This window comes from Streptomyces sp. NPDC059828, from assembly GCF_042731955.1.
Classification (GTDB): domain Bacteria; phylum Actinomycetota; class Actinomycetes; order Streptomycetales; family Streptomycetaceae; genus Streptomyces.
Genome location: NZ_JBHWIW010000031.1, coordinates 18,989 through 41,341 on the forward strand (window position 1 = coordinate 18,989; position 22,353 = coordinate 41,341).

13 protein-coding genes are annotated in these 22,353 nt (G+C 69.3%); 6 read left to right on the forward strand and 7 right to left on the reverse strand.

Features of this window, described 5'->3' with window-relative positions; translation table 11 throughout:
- Positions 1 to 247 precede the first annotated feature (247 nt).
- From ACFV6V_RS19550 to ACFV6V_RS19565, 4 genes are all read right to left on the reverse strand, one after another.
- A complete protein-coding gene (locus ACFV6V_RS19550; protein ID WP_385566458.1) occupies positions 248 to 1,489 on the reverse strand; it encodes a lactonase family protein in 1,242 nt (413 codons plus the stop codon).
- Positions 1,490 to 1,636: 147 nt separating this feature from the next.
- Positions 1,637 to 2,596: a hypothetical protein gene (locus tag ACFV6V_RS19555; RefSeq protein WP_385566461.1), complete on the reverse strand. Its 960-nt coding sequence runs from the start codon at positions 2,594 to 2,596 to the stop codon at positions 1,637 to 1,639.
- On the reverse strand, positions 2,593 to 4,893 hold the full coding sequence (locus ACFV6V_RS19560; RefSeq protein ID WP_385566463.1) for a zinc dependent phospholipase C family protein: 2,301 nt from the start codon (positions 4,891 to 4,893) through the stop codon (positions 2,593 to 2,595). Before ACFV6V_RS19560 ends, ACFV6V_RS19555 begins: the two co-directional genes overlap by 4 nt.
- Before the next feature lie 441 nt (positions 4,894 to 5,334).
- Positions 5,335 to 5,457 carry a hypothetical protein gene (locus ACFV6V_RS19565; protein ID WP_385566465.1) on the reverse strand — a complete coding sequence of 41 codons (123 nt, stop codon included), beginning with the start codon at positions 5,455 to 5,457 and terminating at the stop codon, positions 5,335 to 5,337.
- Positions 5,458 to 5,768: 311 nt separating this feature from the next.
- Between ACFV6V_RS19565 and ACFV6V_RS19570 the strand changes: the two genes are divergently transcribed.
- A complete protein-coding gene (locus tag ACFV6V_RS19570) occupies positions 5,769 to 6,398 on the forward strand; it encodes a class I SAM-dependent methyltransferase (RefSeq protein ID WP_385566466.1) in 630 nt (209 codons plus the stop codon).
- A 192-nt stretch (positions 6,399 to 6,590) separates the two neighbouring features.
- Here the strand turns inward: ACFV6V_RS19570 and ACFV6V_RS19575 are convergent, their stop codons facing one another.
- Positions 6,591 to 7,175 carry a class I SAM-dependent methyltransferase gene (locus ACFV6V_RS19575; protein ID WP_385566467.1) on the reverse strand — a complete coding sequence of 195 codons (585 nt, stop codon included), beginning with the start codon at positions 7,173 to 7,175 and terminating at the stop codon, positions 6,591 to 6,593.
- A gap of 1,553 nt (positions 7,176 to 8,728) precedes the next feature.
- Between ACFV6V_RS19575 and ACFV6V_RS19580 the strand changes: the two genes are divergently transcribed.
- The 4 genes from ACFV6V_RS19580 (at position 8,729) to ACFV6V_RS19595 (ending at position 13,132) form a co-directional block, all read left to right on the forward strand.
- Complete coding sequence (locus ACFV6V_RS19580) at positions 8,729 to 9,373, forward strand: hypothetical protein (RefSeq protein ID WP_385566470.1); 645 nt, start codon at positions 8,729 to 8,731, stop codon at positions 9,371 to 9,373.
- A gap of 16 nt (positions 9,374 to 9,389) precedes the next feature.
- Complete coding sequence (locus ACFV6V_RS19585) at positions 9,390 to 10,661, forward strand: MAB_1171c family putative transporter (protein WP_385566471.1); 1,272 nt, start codon at positions 9,390 to 9,392, stop codon at positions 10,659 to 10,661.
- 169 nt (positions 10,662 to 10,830) lie between these two features.
- A complete protein-coding gene (locus ACFV6V_RS19590) occupies positions 10,831 to 12,141 on the forward strand; it encodes an NAD(P)/FAD-dependent oxidoreductase (protein ID WP_385566473.1) in 1,311 nt (436 codons plus the stop codon).
- Between the two features lie 52 nt (positions 12,142 to 12,193).
- Entirely contained in the window at positions 12,194 to 13,132 is a 939-nt protein-coding gene (locus tag ACFV6V_RS19595) for a squalene/phytoene synthase family protein (protein WP_385566474.1), read from the forward strand.
- Between the two features lie 62 nt (positions 13,133 to 13,194).
- Here the strand turns inward: ACFV6V_RS19595 and ACFV6V_RS19600 are convergent, their stop codons facing one another.
- Both ACFV6V_RS19600 and ACFV6V_RS19605 read right to left on the reverse strand, forming a co-directional pair.
- Positions 13,195 to 13,941 (reverse strand): helix-turn-helix domain-containing protein, encoded by a 747-nt coding sequence (locus ACFV6V_RS19600; protein WP_385566476.1) that lies wholly within the window; start codon positions 13,939 to 13,941, stop codon positions 13,195 to 13,197.
- Positions 13,942 to 14,698: 757 nt separating this feature from the next.
- A complete protein-coding gene (locus ACFV6V_RS19605; protein ID WP_385566479.1) occupies positions 14,699 to 15,109 on the reverse strand; it encodes a hypothetical protein in 411 nt (136 codons plus the stop codon).
- 647 nt (positions 15,110 to 15,756) lie between these two features.
- On the opposite strand from ACFV6V_RS19605, the gene ACFV6V_RS19610 reads away from it, so the two are divergent.
- Complete coding sequence (locus ACFV6V_RS19610; protein WP_385566481.1) at positions 15,757 to 21,987, forward strand: amino acid adenylation domain-containing protein; 6,231 nt, start codon at positions 15,757 to 15,759, stop codon at positions 21,985 to 21,987.
- Positions 21,988 to 22,353: the final 366 nt, after the last annotated feature.

The following is a 22,353-nucleotide window of genomic DNA, read 5'->3' on the forward strand; positions in this document are numbered from 1 at the left end:
ACTTCAACAGTTGTGAAGTGCTCGGGTGGTGGATCGGGTGGGGTGGAGCGGATGGTGGGACTTCCCGGGACACGGACTCTTCGGGGCGCCCGCGGGGGGTGCCCGCGGCGCTCGGCCTTCCCCCGTCTGTCGCTCCCGGAGTGCGATTCTTTCGGCGGCCGGGCCCGTGGACATGAGTAGTGACTACTCGTTACGGCACCGGTGTTGGCACCTGCCGGCCGGTGGGGCGGGACGGGCAGGGCGGCCCTCAGACCAGGAGGACCTGCGACACCGCAGGCACCGCCAGGCGGTGGGCCTCGCGGACCGGCAGACCTGTTCCGGGATCCAGGGCGAAGCACACCACCTCTCCCGACCGCTGGTTCGCGACGTACAACCACCGCCCGGTCGCGTCGACCGTCAGGTGCCGCGGCCAGTCGCCGCCGCTGGACGGAGTCCCCCTCAGGATGAGACGCCCGCCCTCCCCGTCGACCGAGAAGACGGCGACGCTGTTGTCGCCGCGGTTGGCGACGTACAGGTGCCGCCCGTCAGGCGAGAGGACGAGCTCCGATGGGTGGTTGCGCACTCGTGACGGCTTGCGCAGGGTGGACGTCGAACGCAGGGGTGTCAGGGTCCCTTGGCGGGCGTCCCACCGGCAGACGGTCACGGTCGAGTCGCCTTCGTTGGCCGTGTACACATAGCGGCCGTTCGGATGGAACATAAGGTGCCGTGGAGACGATCCGGCGCGCAGCCGGGTCTGGCCGGCCGGGCTCGACTGCCCGCTGTGCGGGTCGAAGCCGTGGATGTGGATCCGGTCCCCGCCGAGGTCGCAGACGAGGAGGTGGCGCGCGGCAACGGGGTCGAGGACCGACTGATGTACCAGCGGCCGCGAGGTACCGCTGTCGTGCGTGCCCTGGTCCGGCGCCGGGCCCGCGGCGGGAGTCGCCGGGCGGTGGGTCGGGGAGTCGGACGACTCGGTCGGGTCGGGGTGGGGGGTCAGGGCGGACCGGCCGAAGTCGACCGTGTGGCCCGCGAGGGTGGCAGTGCCGTCGGCCAGTACGGAGTGCACGGCGACCTGCCCGCCGTCGTACAGGGCCACGAGCAGGTGGCGGCCGGAGGGCGTGACGGTGATGTGGACGGGACCGCGGCCTGTCGGCGTCCGTTCCAAGCCGGCGGGGCGGCCCGCGCGGTCGAGGTGGACGGTGTGGAGCTGCCCGTCGGGCACCAGTTCACCGACGGCGTACAGGGTGCGGCGGTCGGGCGACATGGCCAGCCACGAGGGGTGGGCGATGTCGTCGGACCAGCTGTCGACGGTCAGTTCCCCGCTGCCGGGGTCTACGGATCCGATGCCTATTCCGCGGGATCCGGAAGTGGAGTAGCAGCCGAGGTAGGCGCGCTGCCGTGGGCGGTTCAGCGAGGCGGTGAGGCCGGTCGCACCGGCCCTGAGGATGGCACCGCCCGCGACCGCGCCGCCGGTGAGGCGGACGGCGGCACGGCGTGAGAGGTCCTTCATGGGGTGAGTTCTCCTGCGGGAGTCGACGGCACGGAGGCCGTGCGCGGACGGGTACGTCTTCAGTCGGGGGCGCTGGGGGTGCCCCGTCCCGGGTGCGCGTGGGGAGCCCCCGGGACGGGTGAGCCGTCAGTCGTGTGTGAGGGCTGGTCAGCCGAGGGGCTGGGCGGTCATCAGCAGGGTGTAGCCCCCGACGACGACCCCGTTGGCGGTGACTCCCTCGACGCAGACAACGGTGGCGTGCCCGGGTACCGGCTTGGGGGCGTCCTCGATGTTCTGGACGATCCGGCCCTCCACCCGTGGGTCGACGGTCAGGCCGGGGGCCAGCAGGTCGAGCGTCGTCTGCGCCTCCTTGCCCGCCACCCGGAACCTGAGCTGCGCCCCTCGGGGCAGTGAGGCGCGCAGACGCTCGACCAGGGCCCGTTGGTTGTCGCCGAAGAGGCAGGCCTGGATGTTGCGTTGGCCGACGTGCCGGTCGTACGCGGGCTCGAAGCGGTGGTCGGGTTGCAGAGTGTCCCCGACCCCGGAAACGCGTACGATCACGCACTCGTGGCCGTTGTTGCGGGTGCTGGGAGTCCAGGCGACCGGGCACTTGACCAGCCTGTGGGCCTCTCCTGGCGTGGTGCGGCCGGCCAGGTCGGTCCGTGCCACGGCGCGGAACAGCGCGGTCTGCCGATCGAAGGCGATGGAGGGGTCGAAGACGAGGAACTCGACGGTGACGCCCGTCATGGGTGCGAGTCCGAGGTTCCACACGTGTGCGTACAGCGTGTGAGGTCTGCCCACCAAGGGGTTGCGCACCAGGGTCGTCGGGATGTCGGGGTTCTCGTCCGGCTCACCCCTGGACAGCAGGATGTCCGGGCTCTCCCAGAAGACTCCGGTGAACGGGCGCACACCGCGGTCACCGGCCCGGGAGCGGATCAGCAGGTGGGGCAGGAAGACGGTGTCGTTCGCCGCCATCCGGCGCTTGAGGCGCTTTTGGAGTGTCTGGAGCTGCTCGCCTTCCACCTCGTCGCGGGGCAGGCCGTACCAGTCCCGGGCGTCCGTGGTGCCTCCGTCACTGAGCCCGGGGGCTCCGTCGAAGACGGGATGCGAGGGCGGGGTGTCACTCATGCGAACTTCTGCTCCCGGTCGATGTAGCGGATGCGGACCGGCTTCGGGGCCCTGGGGTCGTGTTCGTTGGGCACCGGGCCGCTGATCACGTCGGCTGCGTCCCAGCCGTACCCCGGGGCGACCGGCGGGTGGTACTGGTGCGCCGAGCGGGAAAGGTCGGCCTCGTCCTGGTAGGGCTTGGGCGCGGCCTTGGAGTTCGCTTGGCGGACCCAGTCCCAGCACAGATACGCGTAGCCCCGGTCGGAATCCAGATTGAAGTTGGTGATGGTGCCGGGGTCGTCGCGGGTGAGCTTGGCGACGACGTAGCCGGTGAAGTCGACCGGTCCGCCCAGGGTTTCGCCCTTCGGCAGATGCCGCTGCTGGTGGCGCAGGGTGTCCTTCTCGTTCCGCGCGGACTCGAAGCTCTTGCGGGCGGCCGCGCTTCCCGGCCGGTCCGCCGTCAGGACGGTGGCGTCGTCACCAGGTGTGTAGGGGCCGAGCAGGGTCCGCTCGCCCTGATCGCTGGGTTCGGTCCGGACGGTGCTGCCGTCCTGGTTTGCCGACGGGTAGAGCCAGGGGCGGAGGAACTCGCTCGGTATCACCCCGCCAGGGCTGCCGGGACCGATGAGACCCTGCATGAGGACGGCCGACTCCGGCACCCGCCCGGGCGGGTCGGTGACGACCTCCCGCGGCACGGCTTCATCCCGTCCGGACAGCTCGGCATCGGCGGGTGGCGCGGCGTCCATGGTGAGCAGCCCGCCGCCGACGTCGTCGAGGGCCTCGGTCAGCTGCTCCCAGGCGTCCTGTGGGGCCACGCCGAGGGTCATCAGGCCGGGGCTCGTCTCGGATTTCGTGGGGAGGGCGAAGCCGGTGAACGAGAGGTACCAGTGCAAGGCCGACCACGCGTTGTAGAGGGGGACCTCGATGTACTCGTACACGAGGTAGCGCACGGGGGCGGTGTGGAAGGTCGTGACGATGGAGGTGAGTGCGGTCGCGGCCCAGTTGATGACCTGGGCGATGTAGAGGAGCCACGCGAGGATGGCCAGCAGCAACTTCAGGCCGTCCTGCCAGACGCTGGCGTCGTCATCCCCCGGGCCGGGGCTGCCCGTGCCGGAGCCGGGCGGCGAGGGGAACGGCGGCACCTCGATGACGTCGAACTCGGGGCGGCGCGTCTTGTAGTAGTCGGTGGTGGTCCACTTCAGGTACTTGTACAGCCACCAGTACGTCGTCGTCAGCGCCTCGGGGTCGGCATATCCGCCGGAGCCGGGGTCGAGGTCCTCGAGGATGGTGGGGTGGGCTGCGCTGGCACCGGCGGACGGGCTGTCCGGGTCGGCGTTCAGGTTCTCCTCGGTGAAGAATTCCCTGGCGGCCTTGGCGAAGAACCGCGCGAGCTCCGGCGGCAGGTCGGAGTCGACGTCCCACTTGGAGGCGCGGTCGAGGATGTCCTGCGTGGTATCGCCCCGCTGGTAGGACGGGCCGGGCTGGTCGCGGAAGAAGTCGTGCCGTGAGGTGCCGTCACCGTGGAAGGCGATCCAGAGGTGCTGGGCTGAGTTGTTCAGCATGTTGTAGTGGTCACGGTCGCCGCGCTCGCTGTCGATGAGCCGGGCGTCCATATGGTTCTCGACGAGGTGGTGGCGCTGCCAGTGCAGCCGGTAGGGGCCGCCGCACTTCTCGTTGGTGAAGGCGTGTCCGGTGACGTCCGTGGCCAGGTGGCTCATCCAGCCGAGAGCGAAGGCCATGTGGGCCTCGTCGCCGTCCTTCTGGGCGGTACGGAACAGGTGGTGCCCGAACTCGAAGGTCTTCCGGTAGTGGAACATGTCGCTCCACATGAAGGTCTGTTCGTCACAGCCGGCCTGGACTCCACTGCTGAGCAGGCCGAAGGCGTCGAACTGCCGGATGACGAGGTTCTCGACGAAGGTGATCAGGTAGGAGATGGCCCGGGACGCGATCTCACCGGTCTGGGTGGTGACACCGCCGGTGAGGGCCCCCAGGGTGTCGGCGTTGTTCATCGCGATCGGGCCGAGGGTCTCCTCCCAGGGCTCCAGGAAGTTGTCGTCCCACCAGGTATAGAGGTCCTTGATGGTCTGGGCGGCGCCCCACAGCCCCTCGGCGGCGCCCTTCTTGAAGTCCGGGAGGAGGAAGAACATGTCGGGACCGATCGCGCCCAGCGCCGTGTAGGCGGGATGGGCCTTCGCGATCGCCTCCAGCGCCGCTGCGGAGGGGCCGTCCTCGGCGAACAGAGCCTCGGCGCCCTTGTTGCTGCTGAGATCGGACAGCGCCTTGCGGGCGACATCCATGTGAGCGTACAGACCTGGCAATTCCGGTGACTCCTTCGGTGGCATGGTGCGGGCACACGCGGTGGGCAGTCCGGCCGGACGCTGCGTGCGAGGGACACGGCGACTGCCCGGTGTCCCTTCCGGCCGGCCCGGGCCCTTCCCGTTCCGTCCGGTTGGTCCGGTCCGAGGACTGCCGGTCTGCCGGTCTCGGTGCTCACCGACCGACGAGCGGGGCGCCCTCCGGAGCGCCGGTGGAACGGGATGCAGGGAAGGATTCCACCGGCGGTGGTCGCGAGCATGAGTAGCGACTGCTCAATCCGCGGTGAGCCGTGAGGACTTGCGGGGCAGTGGCGGGACAACGGCGGATGTGCGACATCCCGTGGGTTGCCTTGAGCCTCGCCGAGCCCCCTGATCGGCTCACGATCGGGGTGAAGGTGAGGCGGCTCGGGTTGGCGCTGGCTGTCGTACGGGACCTGCGCGACGTCAGGCCGCCATGAGCTGCCCCTGACTGAGCGGCTGGCCGAACTCGACGACGCGTACGACATCCTCGAGTACGGCGACCGAACCGTGGACCAGGTCGATGCCGAGATCGCGGCCGAAGCTCACCGCCTCGCGAGCTGCCCCACGGTTCCCGCCGAACCCACGGGCACGCCCAGCTGATGCACGATCGCCCCCCCTGAACGTGCTTCGGTCTCCCTGAACCCGCGGGACTCTGGGGGCTTGGTCCTGGTGGGCTCGCATAATCAGCTGACGCCATTTCCCCCGGGAAACCAGCCAGCTGGTGACCGACTGTGGTCGGCGTATCGCGCCGCCGAGTGGTGGCCTTGTCGTCGTAACCAAGCGAGTCCGCTACTACGGCGCGGCATTCGGCACGGGGCCGGAGAACGGCTGCGCATGGGGGTGTTAACTTCCTTCCCGTGGCGGAGCACCAGGACGAGACCAGGGCGGCTTACAACAAGGTCGTCGATCTGTATGCGTCGATGTTCGCCAATCGACTGGAGACGCAGCCGTTCACGCGGAACATGATCGGCACCTTCGCCGAGATGGTGCGTGAGACGGGGAATTCGCGGGTGGCCGACGTCGGCTGCGGGCCTGGACATCTGACGGCCATACTGCACGACCTGGGGTTGGATGCCTTCGGGCTCGACCTCTCCCCGGCCATGGTCGACCACGCCCGGCGGGCCCATCCGGCGCTGAAGTTCGACGAGGCCCGGATGGAGGCCCTCCCAATTGAGGACAACGCGCTCGGCGGCGTGCTGGCCCACTACTCGGTCATCCACACCCCTCCTGGGGAACTACCCGCGCTGCTCGCCGAGCAGGCGCGTGTCCTGGCGCCAGGGGGCCTTCTCCTGGTCTCGTTCTTCGGGACCGACGCGCCCGAGCCGGTCCGCTTCGACCACAAGGTGACACCCGCCTATAGCTGGCCGTCGGACCGGTTCGCCGAGTTGCTGGCCGGGGCCGGGCTGGTCACATTCGCGCGGCTGCTCCACGACCCGGCCTCCGAGCGGGGCTTCCTGGACGCCCACTTGCTGGCCCGTCTCCGATAGAGCATGGCTCTCTACGGTGGGCTCTCGTATGCAACTGTCGCCGGCTCCCCCAAGGAGGCCGGCTTGTTGGTGACCTTGTGTGATCGCCAGCGGCGTATCGGTTCCATGTCCCGCCGGTCTCTCTGATGAGGCGGCTGGTGGGCTTGTCGTGGTAGTTGAGAGCGTCGGCGACGACGGGAGCGGGAGAGGTGGTTACGGACGCAGCGCGTAGCAGCGCAGGACGTCGAGGTCGGCGGTGCGGATGACGGACCACCCGTGCGTGAGCAGCTCAGCGTCCGCAGGGGTGATCCCGAGCCCCTGGAGGACCGGGTCGCTGGTAGCGCGGCGGCCGGTGATCTCGGCGACGCACCAGAAGGTACCGCCGGGCGCGAGGAGTTGGCGGACGCGGTCGAGGAAGAACGGCTTGTTGTCCATCCACCGGTAGACCAGGCGGCAGGTGATGAGCGCGTAGGCCGGGTCCGGCAGGGCGGTGAGGTCGTCGGTGGTGATGTTCAGGCACTGCCAGGCCGGCCCGGGGGCGCTGTCGTGGGTGGCGGCGAGGGCGAGGGCGCTGGGTGAGCAGTCGACGCCGGTCGTGCGGTAGCCGAGCTCGTGGTGCAGGTGGCGGGCCAGGGTGCCCTCGCCGCTGCCGATGTCGAGGGCGGGGCAGCCGTGGCTAGGGCCCAAGTGCTGATCCATCAGCTGCTTTTCAGCGTTGCTCACTTGCCGGTACTGGCGGCCTTCGGCCCAGAGCGGTTCCCAGTAGGCGGCGCTCGCGGTGGATGCGGTGGTGGTCATGGTGAGCCTTTCCGGGGCGGCGGCACGGTCGTGGCGGCGGGCGTGGTGGGCATGGTCCGCAGGGCGCGGACGGGTGATACGAGCAGCAGGATCACGGGCGGATCGCGAAGACCCTGCACGTCCAGGCCAGGGCGGCCTGACCCCGAGCGCCTTCGGGGCGCGGTGAGGGCGCAGGTCAGCAGCAGGGTCCGGCATGGCGGTTGTCCTCAGCGAGGTCGGTCAAGGGGATGGGGCTGCAGGCGCTGGAAGCGCATGCGGTCAGGTCGTCGCAGCCCGCCTCGACGGCGACGGCCAGGGCGGTGCGGATGGGTGACCGCGAACAGTCCGGCTGCCTGTCCGATGATGCCGACGTCCACGACGGTCTCGCCACTGCACGACGCTCCGCACCCGGTGCGGAATCCCGTCGATCACCTGTCGACAATCCCGCCACCAGCCACAACACCTGTCACTGACAGGCAGCAATGGCCGCAGACGTTCCCACTCCGCACCACCCGGATCACCCCGCCCTGAGACAGGGGACAGCCCTGTGCGCATTCTCAGCAGGACGAACAGGACGTTCTCACCGCAGAGTTGGCAGGCGGCCCCCGCGCACACGGCCAAGGGAAAGAATCCGGCCAATGCCGTGACGGATGCGTCCCACTTCCCCTCCGAGACCAGTTATCGTGATCATATGCCGGGTCGGCGCCTCCCCCCGTGGGCGCCGGCCTGGCTCGTCCCATAGCTGCCGGAGGCCGTGAAGGTGTCAGGACGATGCCCGGCGGTGACATCGGGGCCTCACCGGTCGCCGACCAGGTCGGCAGCGTTCTCAGCCGTGTACGGCACGGCCGCACGGGGATACCCCCGTTGGGACCGCCTCCACAACTCGTCGCGGGCCGCCGGGTCTCCTGCCCGTACCGGTCGGCCGTCTGCGGGACTCCCGCACGACCAAGAAGTGCTGCCGGGCCTGGATTCCGTTGCCCTGCTGCTGTGCCGGTCGACTTCGATCGTCGGACAGGATCACGCGATCGAGCGCAGGGTGCCAAGTCGCGGACCGAAGCCGGCTCCTGCCCCTCCGCCTTCCCCGCCCTGTCCGGCTGCCCTCGGTGCCGCGTCCGGGATCGGGGGGGCACCGAGTGACGTGAAGCGGATCCCCGGCGCTCAGGTCCCGCTACTTCGTCACGCTTCCCCTCTTGCGACCCTGCGGTTTGCGAAACCTCGCCTGAACGCAACTGTTTTGGCTCGCGGGACGTCCGGGACCAATGGAGGCTACGGATCGTGAGTAAGGAGCTCACGAGGGTGATGGCCCCTCCGTTGGGAGGGCTGCCACTGCGTGGAATTGCTCCCTGAGCGCTGAGCCGTCGGCAGACGGACTGAACAGGACACGATGCACACGTACTTGCGAACGCGTGGCGAAAGGTACGGCATGAGGAGACTGAGCGGCATCATCGCGGCCGTGATGAGGACGACCGCGGTCATCGCCAACGTCCGTATCACCGTGCAGAGACCTGGATTCACGCGTATGACCGGATCACCTTCGGCGCTGCATGCTGCGGAGATTGGCCATCGACTGAGTCATGCTTGAGAACCCCCACCCCCACACCCACCCCGACACCGACAAGCGGACGCCCCGTCAGGAGCCCGGACCGCTGGACCGGAGCGATCGGCGCCGTGGCGCCGGCTCGCTGTGGGTCTCGCTCAGGGAGCAGGTGGCGATCCTCTTCGCCACCTGGTCGACGACACGGCTGATCCGGCGCGACCTGGGTCTCTCCGGCGTTCGTGACATGCAAGGGCTCGTCGACGCCATCGCCGTGAAGCGCAACAAGCCGATCACCGTCACGGAGACGCCTCTGCCGCCCGAGGTCTCGGCGTTCTGCGCACGGGGCAGGGATCGCGACTACATCGTGGTCGACTCGAACGCGAACGAACTCACGCGCCTCCACGCGGAGTTGCACGAGCTCTGGCATCTGTGGGAGGACCATCCTGACGACGACACCACCGGCCAGCCGATGAGCGAGGCCACCGTGCGTCAGCTGCTGCCCGGGCTGAAGCCCGGCCCGGTGCTCCAGGTCCTGACTCGATCGCACTACGACAGTGCTCATGAGCGGCGAGCAGAGGCGTTCGCCACCGTGATGCTGCAGCGGCACCTTCAGCTGAGGGGTGATCAGAAGAGCACCGGCTTCCTCGCCTCGGCTCTCACACACAGGAGATCGGGTGTCTGAGCAGACCTCCACGCTCGTGTACCTGATCATGGCGGCGGCAAGTCTCGCGATCGCCCTCTGGAAGGGCATGGCGCTGTTCCGTGATCCGACACCCACCCTGAGCCTGATCACGACGAACTTTCTGTGCTCCACGGCCATCTACGTGATGGCCGCCCCCTCGGTGTATCTGGCGATAGGTGAGGCAACCGGCAACCCCAGCTTCGCGACCCTTCCGGTCTACATCGGCATCCTGGTCTGCTTCGCGCACCTCCATGTCCTCACACTGCTGTGGAGTCCGCTGCAGCAGAAGTGCCCAGGCGCTCTCCGTCGACGGGTGACCCGGTGGGCAGCGTTCTACGGAGTGGCCGCACTCCTGATGATCGCCACCTTCTGCTCGGCCGAGCTGTCGGAGCCGGCGGATCCGCTCAAGTTCAACACGAACAACGCGCACGATCCTGTCATCCTGCTTTTCCTGGCCGTCTTCCTGTCCGCTCTGACGTGTTCGACCTTGAACACCTTCCGGCAGTGTCGCAGGACACGGCTCGACGACCAGCGAATGCAGCACGCCGTGAGTTCCTTCGGGATCGCGATGCTGTTCGTGTTCGGCTACGTGGTGTGTGGCGTGCCGGCGATCGCGTTCGCCGCACTGGGCAGTCATGCGCTCGACGAGGTGGGCGTCTGGGGATCATCCTTCGGTGTCCTGGGTACCTTGATCGCCAGCTACGGACTGTGCGGCGCGGCGGTCAGCGCGTGGATGAAGGAGCGGCGCGACATCAGGGCGTTGCAGCCGTTGTGGGACATCGTGGTGGCGGATGTCGATCCGGAACTCGCCTTCAGCGCGACCAGCGACCGGAGCCACCGGCAGGCGGCGAATGTGACCTTCAACCTCCACCGCCGGGTGATCGAGATCCTTGACGGTATGCGCGCTCTTCGCCCTTGGGTGAGGGCGGAAGCCGTGGAAGCCGTGTACACCTTGTACGAGCGGCCACTCCGCGGGGGCATCTACCCCGTCCAGCCGATCCCGGAGCGGGAACTCCGAGCCATCGCCACCGCTGCCGCGCTGCGTGATGCGGCTGAGCGTCTCCAGGCCGCACAGCGCGAGGAAGCCCTGCGCGGCAACTCCGGCCGGCCTCAAGCGCCAGATACCCCTGCCAGGTCCCTGCTTGGGGAGGACACCCCGGCCGCGGACGAACGCGACCGTCTCCTGCAGATCGCCCGAGTCCTCACACATCCCCTGGTCACTGCGGCTCTGCAGAATGTTCGGGAACGTGCCGTCGACACCGCGACACCAGGCCGGACAACGCCATAGCCGTCGCGATGCCAACACTCGTCCGGCGCACCAGGTGCCGGACGTTCGGGATGAGCACCGCACGATAGTGTCCCCGTGGCGCTGTTCATGAGAGTGGCGGGGGGGCTTGGCGCGATTCGGTGTCGAGTCATGGGCACGTGTGGGGGCTTGTGTGCGACGAGCGGTCGTCTTGGGTGGGAGCATTGCCGGGCTGCTGGCTGCCCGCGTCCTCAGCGATCATGCTGACGAGGTCGTCGTCGTCGAGCAGGACGACCTCGTCCAGGACGGCACCGGCCGCGGAGCTCCCCATCGACAGCAACTCCATGCGTTGCTGTCGATGGGGCACGTGCAGCTGGAACGGTGGTTTCCTGGCATCACCGAGGAACTCATCGGCGCCGGGGCCCGTCTGGGCACCGGGCCGGAGGTCCAGTTCTACGTCGACGGGGTCCTCAAGCCGCCGCTGGCCCACAGCCGGATGATGGGCGCAACACGCACTCTGTTGGAGAGCCACGTGCGCAGACGCGTCCTGGCTCTCGCCAATGTCGTCCTCCGTCACGGCCGGGTCGGAGATCTCGTGTTCCACGGAAGCCGAGTGTGCGGCGTGCGGTTCACCTCGGAGGGCTCCCTCTCCCCCGCCACTGCCGTCAGCGACGACATGGACGCGGACCTCGTCGTCGACGCGATGGGCCGGACCAGTCGACTGGGCACGTGGCTGGAACGGAGGGGCTGGGCCGCACCGCCGCTCGAGCGTATGAGGATCGACCTCGGGTACGCGACAGCGGCCTTCCATCGTGGCGACGAGCTCCCGGACACGGTCATCGCTCACTCCGCCCCTGGACCGGCCAGCGGGTATCAGCCGACTGTCTGCGAGCCGGGGGCGCTTGCCTCGGTCGAGGGCAACCGCTGGACCGTGGTGCTGGCCGGATACACGGACCACCGGCCCGGACGCGACCCGGATGAGTTTCGTGCACGCATGCGCCGGTGTGTCGCTCCTCTGCGGGAAGTGGCCGAGCGGTGTTCGATGGACGGGGATGTCCGCACGTTCCACTTCCGCGACAGCCAGCGGCGGAACTTCGCGCTCCTGGATCGGTTCCCAGGCGGCCTGGTGGCGGTCGGTGACTCGGTGGCCTCGGTGAATCCGATCTACGGACAAGGCCTCACGCTGGCCGCCCTGCAGGCATCGGCACTGTCCGCGTATCTGCGGACCGGCGCGCCGCTTCGTGACCCCGCGTGGGGCTACTTCCGCAGGGCCGGTGTGATCGTGAACGCGGCCTGGCAGGTGTCCGCGACTGCCGACCTCGCCCAGCCTCACGTCATGGGCCCGTACCCTCGCGGCTACCGGCTCATCCGCTGGGCGGGTGACAGGATCGCAGAAGCCTCTGTGATCGATCCGCTCGTCAACAGGGCCTTCATGGACGTGGTGCACATGCACAGACATCCGAGGGCTCTCACCCGGCCCTCCCTCCTCCTCGAAGTCGCGCGGGTCATGCTCGGCCGTTGAGACCCGGCAGCAGCCCCGCACCGCACACCCTCACGAAGGAAGCGAGTTCGTCGTGCCAACGTGGTCCAGCACCCTCGACCAGGCAGGGATCACGGAATCCCGGCTTCGCCGCGACTACACCGATCAGCGCCGGCTGGTAGCCCGCTTTGCCCGAGCCGAGTACGTTGCGGTGCGGCTGCTGCTACCCGCTTCGCTCATCCCTGATGTCATCGCCGCCACGGCGTTCATGCACCACACCGACAATCTCATCGACCAGGGCCCCCTGGTCGAGCGTCTCGCTTCCCTCGTGCACTGGGACCGGCAGGTGCGTGCGGCCCTGGACACCGGTTCGGCCGGCGAGCCCGTTCTGCGAGCGCTTCTGCACGCCGCCGAACGCCGCCCCCAACTCCGTGCACATGCCCAGGACTTCCTCGCCGGTGCGCCCGCGGAGGTGCAATGGGAGGGCTTCGAAGACGAGGACGCCTTTCAGCACTACGTCGACGCCTACTCGCATCCCGCCTTCATGGTCATCGCCTGCCTGATCGAGCCGCCGTCAGCGCAGGACGCCTACGCAGGCGCCTGCCGAACGTTCATCGAGGCGAGCCAGCGTCTCGACTTCCTGGAGGACCTTGCCGAGGATCTGAGCGGCGGCCGGCTCGGCATTCCGCAGACGGCTCTCGCACAGTGCGGCCTGTCGCGCGCCGGATTGGACCAGGAGCCCGCCCCCCACCGCGTTCGTGAGCTCGTCGAGCACCAGGTTGCATGGGCTCGCCCGCGCTTTGCGGCGTCGCGTCACCTCATCGAACTGGTGGAACCGCCCAACAAGCCGTTCATGAGAGCGCTGGTGTCCCTTCAGGAGCTGCGACTGCGCATGGTGGAGACAGCTGGGCCCGCGCTGCTCCGCAAATCTCCCCGGACACCGGTCGCCGGAGCGCTTCGCCTGCTGGCAGGGGAATACCGCTCTGCCCGCATCAACAAGAAGAGCCGCGCCACGCAGCGACCCGTCGAGTGACCAGCAGGCGCCTCAGGCACGTGCCCGGCCCACCGCGGGGGCACGGCTTCCGCAGGGGAAGGTCAGGGTGCCCCAGGGGAGGAGCCTTCGCCAGGGTGCTCGGAGTCCGATCGCACAAGCCCCAACAAGCCCTGGATCAACGGAATGATCCGACGCCTGCTCTTCGGTGTGAGGGCGAGCATCGTGTCGGTGAGCTCGCGGACCTCCGGGTCGTCCCGTTCGGGCGCCGGTTGGTTCAGCGCAAAGGTGAGCGCCGCGCGCAGCTCGTCGCCGAGCCTGCCGGACATGTCACTGGACGCACTGCTGCGCATGGCCAGCTGTGTGATGCCCTTGCCTTTGAGCAGCGCCGTGTGGGTGAGACTGTCATGCACAGGTCGCAGCGCCCTGCAAAGGGCATCGCGGTCGCTGGCAGTGAAGAAGCCGGGCGGCACCTCAAAGAACCTTTCCAGGCCTCCGAGGACTTTGAGGCCCGGCATGCGCTCGCCTCGCAGCATGTAACCGACCTGACCGTGCGAGATCCCCGCGCCGGCGGCGATCTCGTCATGGCTGAACTGTTTGCCCCCCGATTTGAGGCGCGTCTCCCGTAGGAAGACAAGCCGCTGTTGGAAGATTTCCGGCAGGCTTCTTGGCTCCGCCTCCGCGCCACGGATCATCGCCTGCACTCGATCAACCGGTATGCCCGTCCTGTAGGAGATGTCGTCGAGCTCAATGACGTCGCTGTCCAGGCCCAGAAGTGCGAGTAGTTCGTCGATCGATGCAATGACCTCTGCAAGATCATCCGCCTGCGCTGCATCAGGGGCGGCATCCATGGCCGTACTGTCTCCTGGTTTGTGGGCGGCGAAGACCGCATATGCGCGGCCACTCCGAGGCTACCCGGCGCGCACAGCCAAGTCACGCACCCCACCACAATAATGGTGGCCATGTGTGGACAGGTGGGGGGTCAGGATGTCCCAACCGACTTCGCCGCCACAATTGTTGACAACGTGAGTCCGGTGGAGCAGGATCACTTACGTCGTAGATCGCCTGATGGCGCCTGAACAAGCCGCCGTCAGTACGTATGCGCATCGGCCGGAGGTTCGTTCACTCCGTCACCGTATGCCGCAGTGCCGCGGGCGATTCTGCTGGAAGCCGTCACGTCAGGCTACGGGGGTCTTGATGTGGCAGTTGAGGGCTCACGACTCAACAGGGCTGGTCACAGCATCGCCCGCATCCGCGCCGGCCTGCATCGCGATGCAGGCCGGCGCCGGGACCTTCCTCGCGGCCCACACCTCTCGCCGTTGCCGCACCCAGGCCGTTTCGTCGGCAGGTGAGTGCTCCTCGACGGGTCTTGGGGCGAAGGGCCCGATGGCACGAACCGCCCGCCGTTCCTCAGGCGGACACCTTCCGCGAACCGACTGCCTGATGACGTGTATCCGTGTCGTGAAGGTCCAATGGCCGCTCAGCTTTCCCGACGAAACCCAGCTTGATCTCTGACGTCCGACGCCGAACGGTGCGTCGTACTCGATCACGCGGGTAGCGCGGCGACACCGGATCACCTCAGGCAATCCAGGTCGCCGCGCTGTCCGACTAGAGCTTTTCGATGTCCTTGTGGACCAGTTCGGAGCCGTGGAAAGCCGCCAGGCGCACCTTGAGCGGATGGCCCTTCGGCGCCTTGATGGTCAGGTTGGGCGCCTCCACCAGGCCGCCACCGTTACACGGAGGCTCACTGTTGAGGCTGGTCCAACCGTCATCCGGGTCGTTCCACTCCACCCAGACGCAGTCATGTTCACCGGCGTTGGCCTCCACCAAGAGGACCTTGACCGCGTTCGCCGCGCCGTCGACGCGCTCATAGGTCACCGTCGCGGAACTGTGGTGAAGCCCGGCACCGGCCTCCAGGTCGACTGAGCTGGCCGCGGTGGTGGCAGCGGCTGGGGCTGCTCCTCCCGCAAGCGTGGCGGCCACCACCGCGACGGCGGCAGACAGGGCAGGTATGCGCATGATCCATCTCCACAACGCTAGACATTCCCGCATTCGGCCGTGTCTCCTCCCGACGATCCGTCGCCAGGCGGCGGCCTCGGCAACGAATCTGACAGGGTTCACGGGGCCGCAGCATGAGGGATCGCCCCCTGATGGGCGGACGCGGCGCTCACGGGGCCCCCTCGGCGCACACCCGCGCCGGCACCAGGGAACCCGTCGTCCACCACCCGTCGGCACGCACCCTCGCCGGCACCCTGCTCCGGACCGGACGTCGACCACGACCCTTGCCGACGCTCGCTGGGCTTGATCGGTGGCGAAGGCCCCCGTGCGGTCCGAGTCCGGTGGCATCGCCGCGTCCGAGACGGGCGTGTCCCGCACCACTGCCCACAGGTGGGTGCGCCGAACAAGCGTGCCACGAGCCCTCAGCCGGCGCGGTCTCCAGCGACTCGGCCCCGGTTGCCGGATCGGTCGCCGCCGTGTGCCCCAGCGGGTGGCGGACTCGGCGGTCCAGTACTGGGCCGGACCGCACCGTGAACGCTCGCGCGATTGCCGGGGACGGCGATGGGTTTTGCGACGACGAGGGCTTCGACCACGGCGGGTGTGACGTCCCACCTGCCTTCCCACTCTTAGCCGGTGTACATCGCGAACGAACCGAAGGCTCTTCTCTCATGTCAACTCATTCCTCCGGAGACCCCCTTGCCCTGGACGGGGCCGTCGTCCGGATCATTGCGTCCGTTCTCAGGGCCGACAGCCTGACGGCCGCGGACAGCTTCTACGACCTCGGGGGCACTTCCCTGCACGCCATGCGAATCTGCGCCCGGATACGCAGAGAGCTGGGCGTCCTGATCGATCCGCAGGTGATCTTCGACCAGGACACGGTCGGCGGATTCTGCGCCTCCGTCGTCGGCGCTCGTCACAACCCCCTCGGCGCACCGGCTCCCTCCGCCGACAGCGCCGGCGCGGACGGCCCCGGCTCTGCACAGCCCCCGCGGCCCACCGAGCAGCCGCTGCCGTCCGCCGTCCGGACCGGGGGCGAGCCGCTCGATCTACGCCTCATCCACGAGGCCGTGACACATCAGGCACTGATGCGGCCGGATGCCGTCGCCCTGGTCTGCGGGGCCGAGCGGGTCAGCTACCGGCGGCTGGACGCCCTCGCCGATGCCTGTGCCCTCGAGTTGGTCCGCCTGGGTGTGCGGCCCGGACATGTGGTGCCGGTGGTCCTGCCGCGCTCGCGGAGCCTGGTCGTTGCGCTGCTGGCGATCCTCAAGTGCGGCGCCGCCTACGCGGCTCTCGACCACCGCTGGCCCGCGGAGCGAATCGCCGCAGTCACCGGGGGCCTTGGCGCTCCGGTGGTGGTGACCCGTACTCCGGGTCCGTACAGCTGGGACCCGGACGCTCTCCGGCCGGACGAGGCCCCGCAGGAGGGTGTCCGTGCGGCGGCGACCGCCGTGCCGCACACCGCGCCGGCCGCGGTGTTCTTCACCTCGGGCACCACCGGGGTGCCCAAGGGCGTGGTCTCCCCGCACCGGGCCACCACCCGGCTCTTCGCACCGGACGGTTTCGCCGACTTCGGCCCGGGACGGGTCATGCCCCAGGCGGCACCCCCCTCCTGGGACGCGTTCAGCCTGGAGCTGTGGGGGATGCTCACCAACGGCGGCACCTCCGTGATCGTGGAGAGCGACTACCTGCTCCCGAACGACCTCCTGGACCTGATCAAGAACGAGGGCGTGAACTCCCTCTGGCTCACCGCCAGCCTGTTCAACCTCTTCGTCGACGAGAACGTGGACTGCTTCAACGGTCTGACTCAGGTCCTCACCGGCGGTGAACGCCTCTCGGCCGTGCACGCCCGCACCTTCCTGTCGACCCACCCGGGCGTGACCCTCATCAACGGATACGGTCCGGTCGAGAGCTGCGTCTTCGTCACCGCGCACACCGTGACCGCGCGGGACTGCGACCGTCCGGGCGGTGTCCCCATCGGCAGTCCCGTGCCCGGTACGAGCGTGCACATCCTCGACGGGACCACGCCGCTGGAGCCCGGTGCGGAGGGGGAGATCTGCGCGGCGGGGGCCGGCCTCGCGGACGGCTACCTGGACAACGAGCGGGCCACGGCAGCCTCGTTCGTGACCGTCGACATCGACGGCAGACCCACCCGGCTGTACCGCACCGGCGACCGGGGCACGCTGGACGAGAACGGGGTGCTGCACTTCCGGGGCCGTACGGACCGGCAGGTGAAGATCGCCGGTCACCGCGTCGAGCCCGCCGAGGCGGAAGCCGCCGCCCGGCGGCTTCCGGCCGTGCGGGACTGCGCGGTGATCCCCGTGCCCAGGCCCGACGGTGGCGGATACGACCGTCTGGCCCTCTTCTACACCCCTGCCGACCCGGAAGGCGACGACGGCCCCGAGACGGTGCGCGCGTCCCTGGCAGCCGTACTGCCCCGCTACCTGGTCCCGACGAGCGTCCACCGGCGTCCGGCGCTCCCCCGCACCTTGAACGGCAAGCTCGACCGCGCCACCCTGCTGGGCGACCTCACCGCTCCGGGCGCTGACGGCGAGCGCCGGGCGGACGACGCGACCTCCCGCCTTCCCATGTCGTACGAGCAGGAGTCGATCTGGCTCAACGACCAGCTCCAAGAAGGTACTTCACGCTACCTGGAATCCTGGGTCAACCGACTGCGGGGGACGGTGGACATCGATGCCGTGCGAAGCGCGCTGAACGGAATCGTGGGCCGTCACGAGAGTCTGCGCAGCCGGCTGGTCCTGGCGGAGGGCAGGCCCGTCCAGCAGGTCCTCCCCCACATGTCTGTCCCGCTCACCATCCGGGATGTCACGGATGAGGGCCTGGACGCCGCGCTGCGCGAGGCTGTGTCCGAGCCGGTGGTGCTGTCCGAACCACCTCTGCTGAAGGCGACGTTGCTGCGCATCGCCGAGGACGAGGCGGTACTCGCGGTCTGCGTGCATCACGCGGTGGTCGACGGCTGGTGCTTCAGCCTGTTCGACCACGAGTTCAGCGAGCTGTACCGGAAGGCGCTGGGCGAGGCCCGCCCGCCTCTGCCCGGACTGCCCCTCCAGTTCGGCCCCTACGCAGCCGCCCAACGGGAGGACGGCGAAGCGGCCCGGGCGGAAGCCCTCGCGTTCTGGAAGCACAACCTCGCGGACGCCCCCGAGGAATCCACCTTCCCCGCCGACCGTGCCCGACCGGCCGTGCTCGGCGCCGGCGGCGACCGGATCGAGTTCACCGTCGGCGCCCTGCTCGGCCAGGGCATCCGGAGGCTGAGCCGACGGCTGCGGACCACCTCGTTCGCAGTCATGACCGCCGCGCTGGCCGTGCTGATCAGCCGGCACAGCGGACAGGACGACGTGGTCATCGGAACCCCGGTCTCCCGCCGGGACACCCCCGAGACAGCAGGCATGATCGCCTGCCTGACCGACGTCATGCCCCTGCGCCTGCACCCCACCGCCCACCTGTCCTTCCATGAGCTCGTGGACGTCGCAAAGGAGTCGATCTGGTCGGCCGTGCGGCACAAGGACCTGCCGTACAGCCACCTGGTGCGCGAGCTGGGCGTGGAACGCACGCTGGGCCGCTTCCCGCTGTTCCAGGTCGTCTTCGCGATCGACGACGCTCCCGTTCCGAACCTCGATCTGCCGGGCGTGGACGCCGAACGGCTGTACGCCCACTCCGGGACCGCCAAGTACGACTCGTTCCTGCACATGATTCCCGCCGGGGACGGCTACCGCGGGCTCTGGGAGTTCTCGACCGACCTGTTCGACGCGGCCACCGCACACCAGCTCGCCGCACGCCTGCTCTCCCTCCTGGAGGAAGTCGTCGCCGACCCCGATCGCCCGGTGTGCGCACTGGACGTCCTGCCCCGGGAGGAGCGGGACCAGCTCAACCGCTGGGCGCAGGACGCGGAGGCCGTCCAAGCCGCGGCCTTGGCACCCGAGGCGTTCCGGCGGCGAGCCCGGCAGCAGCCGCAGTCCGTGGCGGTCCGCTGGCGGGGACAGGAGCTGACGTACGGCGAACTGAACCGCCGGTCCGACGCCATCGCCGCGCACCTGGTCGATCGGGGACTGGAGCGCACCCCGGTCGCCGTCTGCGTGGAACGCTCCCTGGACCTGCCGGTGGCCGTACTCGGCGTGCTCAAGGCCGGCGGTGCGTACGTACCCATCGACCCGGCCCATCCGGCCGACCGGATCGCCTTCATGGTCGAGGACAGCGGCGTCGGCATGGTGCTCACCCAGCGGGCCCTGGCCGACCGCGCAGCTCTCCCGGCCGGTGTCGGACGCTGCTTCCTGGACGAAGTCCCCGACACGGACCGCGACGTCCGCGCCCCCATCACCGGCGACGACCTCGCCTACCTGATCTACACTTCCGGCTCGACCGGCCGCCCCAAGGGCGTCGCCATGCCGCACGGACCGCTGGCCAACCTGCTGGACTGGCAGTCCCGCCGCTCCACCGCCGCCCCCGGCGTCCGCACGCTGCAGTTCACCTCCCTCAGCTTCGACGTCGCCTTCCAGGAACTCTTCAGCACCTGGTCCACCGGTGGCACGCTGGTCCTGGTCGACGACGACATCCGCAAGGACCCCGAGAAGCTGCTCGACCTCATCGAGGCCGAGCACGTCCAGCGGCTTTTCCTGCCCTTCGTGGCCCTCCAGCAGCTGGTGGAACACGCCTGCGCCACCGACCGCCGGTGCCCTTCACTCACCGAGATCGTCACCGCGGGCGAGCAGTTGCAGACGACTCCGGCCCTGCGCCGGTTCTTCTCCACGCTGTGCACGGCCACCCTGGACAACCAGTACGGGCCGTCTGAGACCCACGTGGTCACCGCCGAGATGCTGACCGGCGACCCGTACGCCTGGCCGGACCTGCCCCCCATAGGACGGCCCGTCGACGGCGCACGCATACGACTGCTCGACGGACGGCTGCGGCCGGTCCCCGTGGGCGCGGTGGGAGAGCTGTGCGTATCCGGCCCGGTACTGGCCCGGGGCTATCCGGGCCGGCCCGAGCTGACGGAGGAGAAGTTCGTCCATACCTCCGAAGGCAGGCTGTACCGCACGGGGGACCTGGCGCGGTTCCTGCCGGACGGCCGCATTCAGTGCCTGGGCCGCGGCGACGACCAGGTCAAGATACGCGGCCAACGGGTGGAGATCGGCGAGGTCGAGGCGGCGCTGCGGGACGTACCCGGCGTCGCCGACGCGGTAGTGGTGACACGTGATCCGGGTGCCGCGGCGGGCAAGCACCTGATCGCCTACTACCTCGCCGGTTCCGAGCCCCCGACGGCGGACGCACTCTCCTCGCTGCTGCGCCGGCGCCTGCCCGACTACATGGTCCCGGCCCGCTGCATCGCGCTGGACGCCTTCCCGCTGACCTCCAGCGGGAAGGTCGACCGCAGGACTCTGGCCCTTCGGCAGCCCAAGGACCCGGCCGGCACCGCCACGTCCTCAGCGCCCCCCGGCACCGCCATGGAGAAGGCGATCGCCCTGATCTGGTCCGGGCTGCTGGGCCTCGACGGCATCGGCGTCAAGGACGACTTCTTCGCCCTCGGCGGCAACTCACTGCTTGCCACCCGCCTGGTCCTGGCACTGCGTACGGAACTAGGCGCGTCCGTGCCGCTGCAGGCGGTATTCACCGCGCCGACCGTCTCCGGACTCGCGCTCATTCTCGACGGCACCGACCCGAGCACCCCGGCCGACCGGGACCTGTCCGCGGAAGTGCGGCTGGACCCCGGCATCGGCCTCGCGGCTGACGTCACCACCGTGGCCAAGGCACCCCGGCACGTGCTGCTCACGGGAGCCACGGGGTTCCTGGGCGCCTTTATGCTGCGTGACCTGCTGCGCCGTACCCGGGCCACCGTGCACTGCCTGGTCCGCGGACGCGACCAGGCACACGCCGCTGAACGACTGCGGGCCACCCTGGAGCTGTACGGACTGTGGGACCGGGTGCCGCGGGAGCGGATCACCGTCCTCGCCGGCGACCTCGCAGAACCCCGGCTGGGTCTTTCGGAGTCGGACTTCGACCGTCTCGCTCGCACCATGGACGCGGTCTACCACCCAGGAGCCGCGGTCAACCTGGTCTTCTCCTACGCCCAGTTGCGCGACGCCAACGTCCGGGGCACCGAAGAGATTCTGCGGCTGGCCGCCCTGCACCGCACGGTGCCGGTCCACCACGTCTCCACCGTCGGCGTGTTCACCTCCGGCGAGCCCGGCCGGGTGATCGACGCCGGGCACCCGACCGGCCCGGCCACCGTCCTCGAGCACGGGTACACCCAGAGCAAATGGGTGGCCGAGGGACTGATCGGACTGGCCCGCTCGCGCGGGCTGCCCGTCTCCGTCTACCGGCCCACCCGGATCTTCGGGGACTCAGTGGCGGGCGCCTGCCAGACCGGCGACTTCACCTGGCTGATCCTCAAGGCCTGCGTCCAGGCACAGGCAGCGCCCGCCGGAGTGGAGACCGCCTTCGACCTGGCCCCGGTGGACTACGTCAGCGACGCGATCGTCGCCCTCTCCCAGCAGCCTCAGGCCACATCCGGCACCTTCCACCTGGCCGCCGGACGGCTGACCCGCCTCGACACGGCCGTGGGCTGGCTACGCCGCGCCGGCTACCACATCACGGACGTCGGCCCGGCGGACTGGCTGGACCGTATCCAGGCACACCCCGGCAACGCGGCCTTCCCGTTGCTGAGCACCCTCAGGGCGGAGACCGAAGGGGCAGGTTCCGAGGGAGGACTCGTCTTCGACACGACGGCCACTCAGAGCGCCCTGGAGGGCACGGGGATCGACTGCCCGGTCGTGGACGAGAAGCTGTTCGCCGTCTACCTGGGCTACTTCGTCCGGTCCGGATTCCTGCCCGCTCCCGCGGGTCCCCCCGTGGTGCGGGACGAAGAGGAACGCCGCGCCGGCTGAGCCACGTCCGGCGGGGAGGCTGGGGAACGTGGCACCGGATCATTAGCCGGTCCCCGCGGCGGGACGCCCGGGGACCGGCTACCTCTGCCGTACAGCGCTTCTTGTCACGCGGCGGCAGCCGGTCGATCCGGAAGGATGGCCGTCGTTGGTACGCCCGGTGGTGTGAAGCGCATGACCTGGTGCGGGCGTCTTGAAGGGGCCGAGCTGTGGGCCCGAGGCGACACGTACGCGCCCACGTGTCTGCGGCGGCTGCGCCGCGGTTGCCCGCTCGAACGGACACACGAGCCGTGGCCGATCGCCGCGTTGACCGACTGGTGGGCAAGGTGAAGGGCAGATGCAGCCCACGGGCCCCTCACCACTTCACGA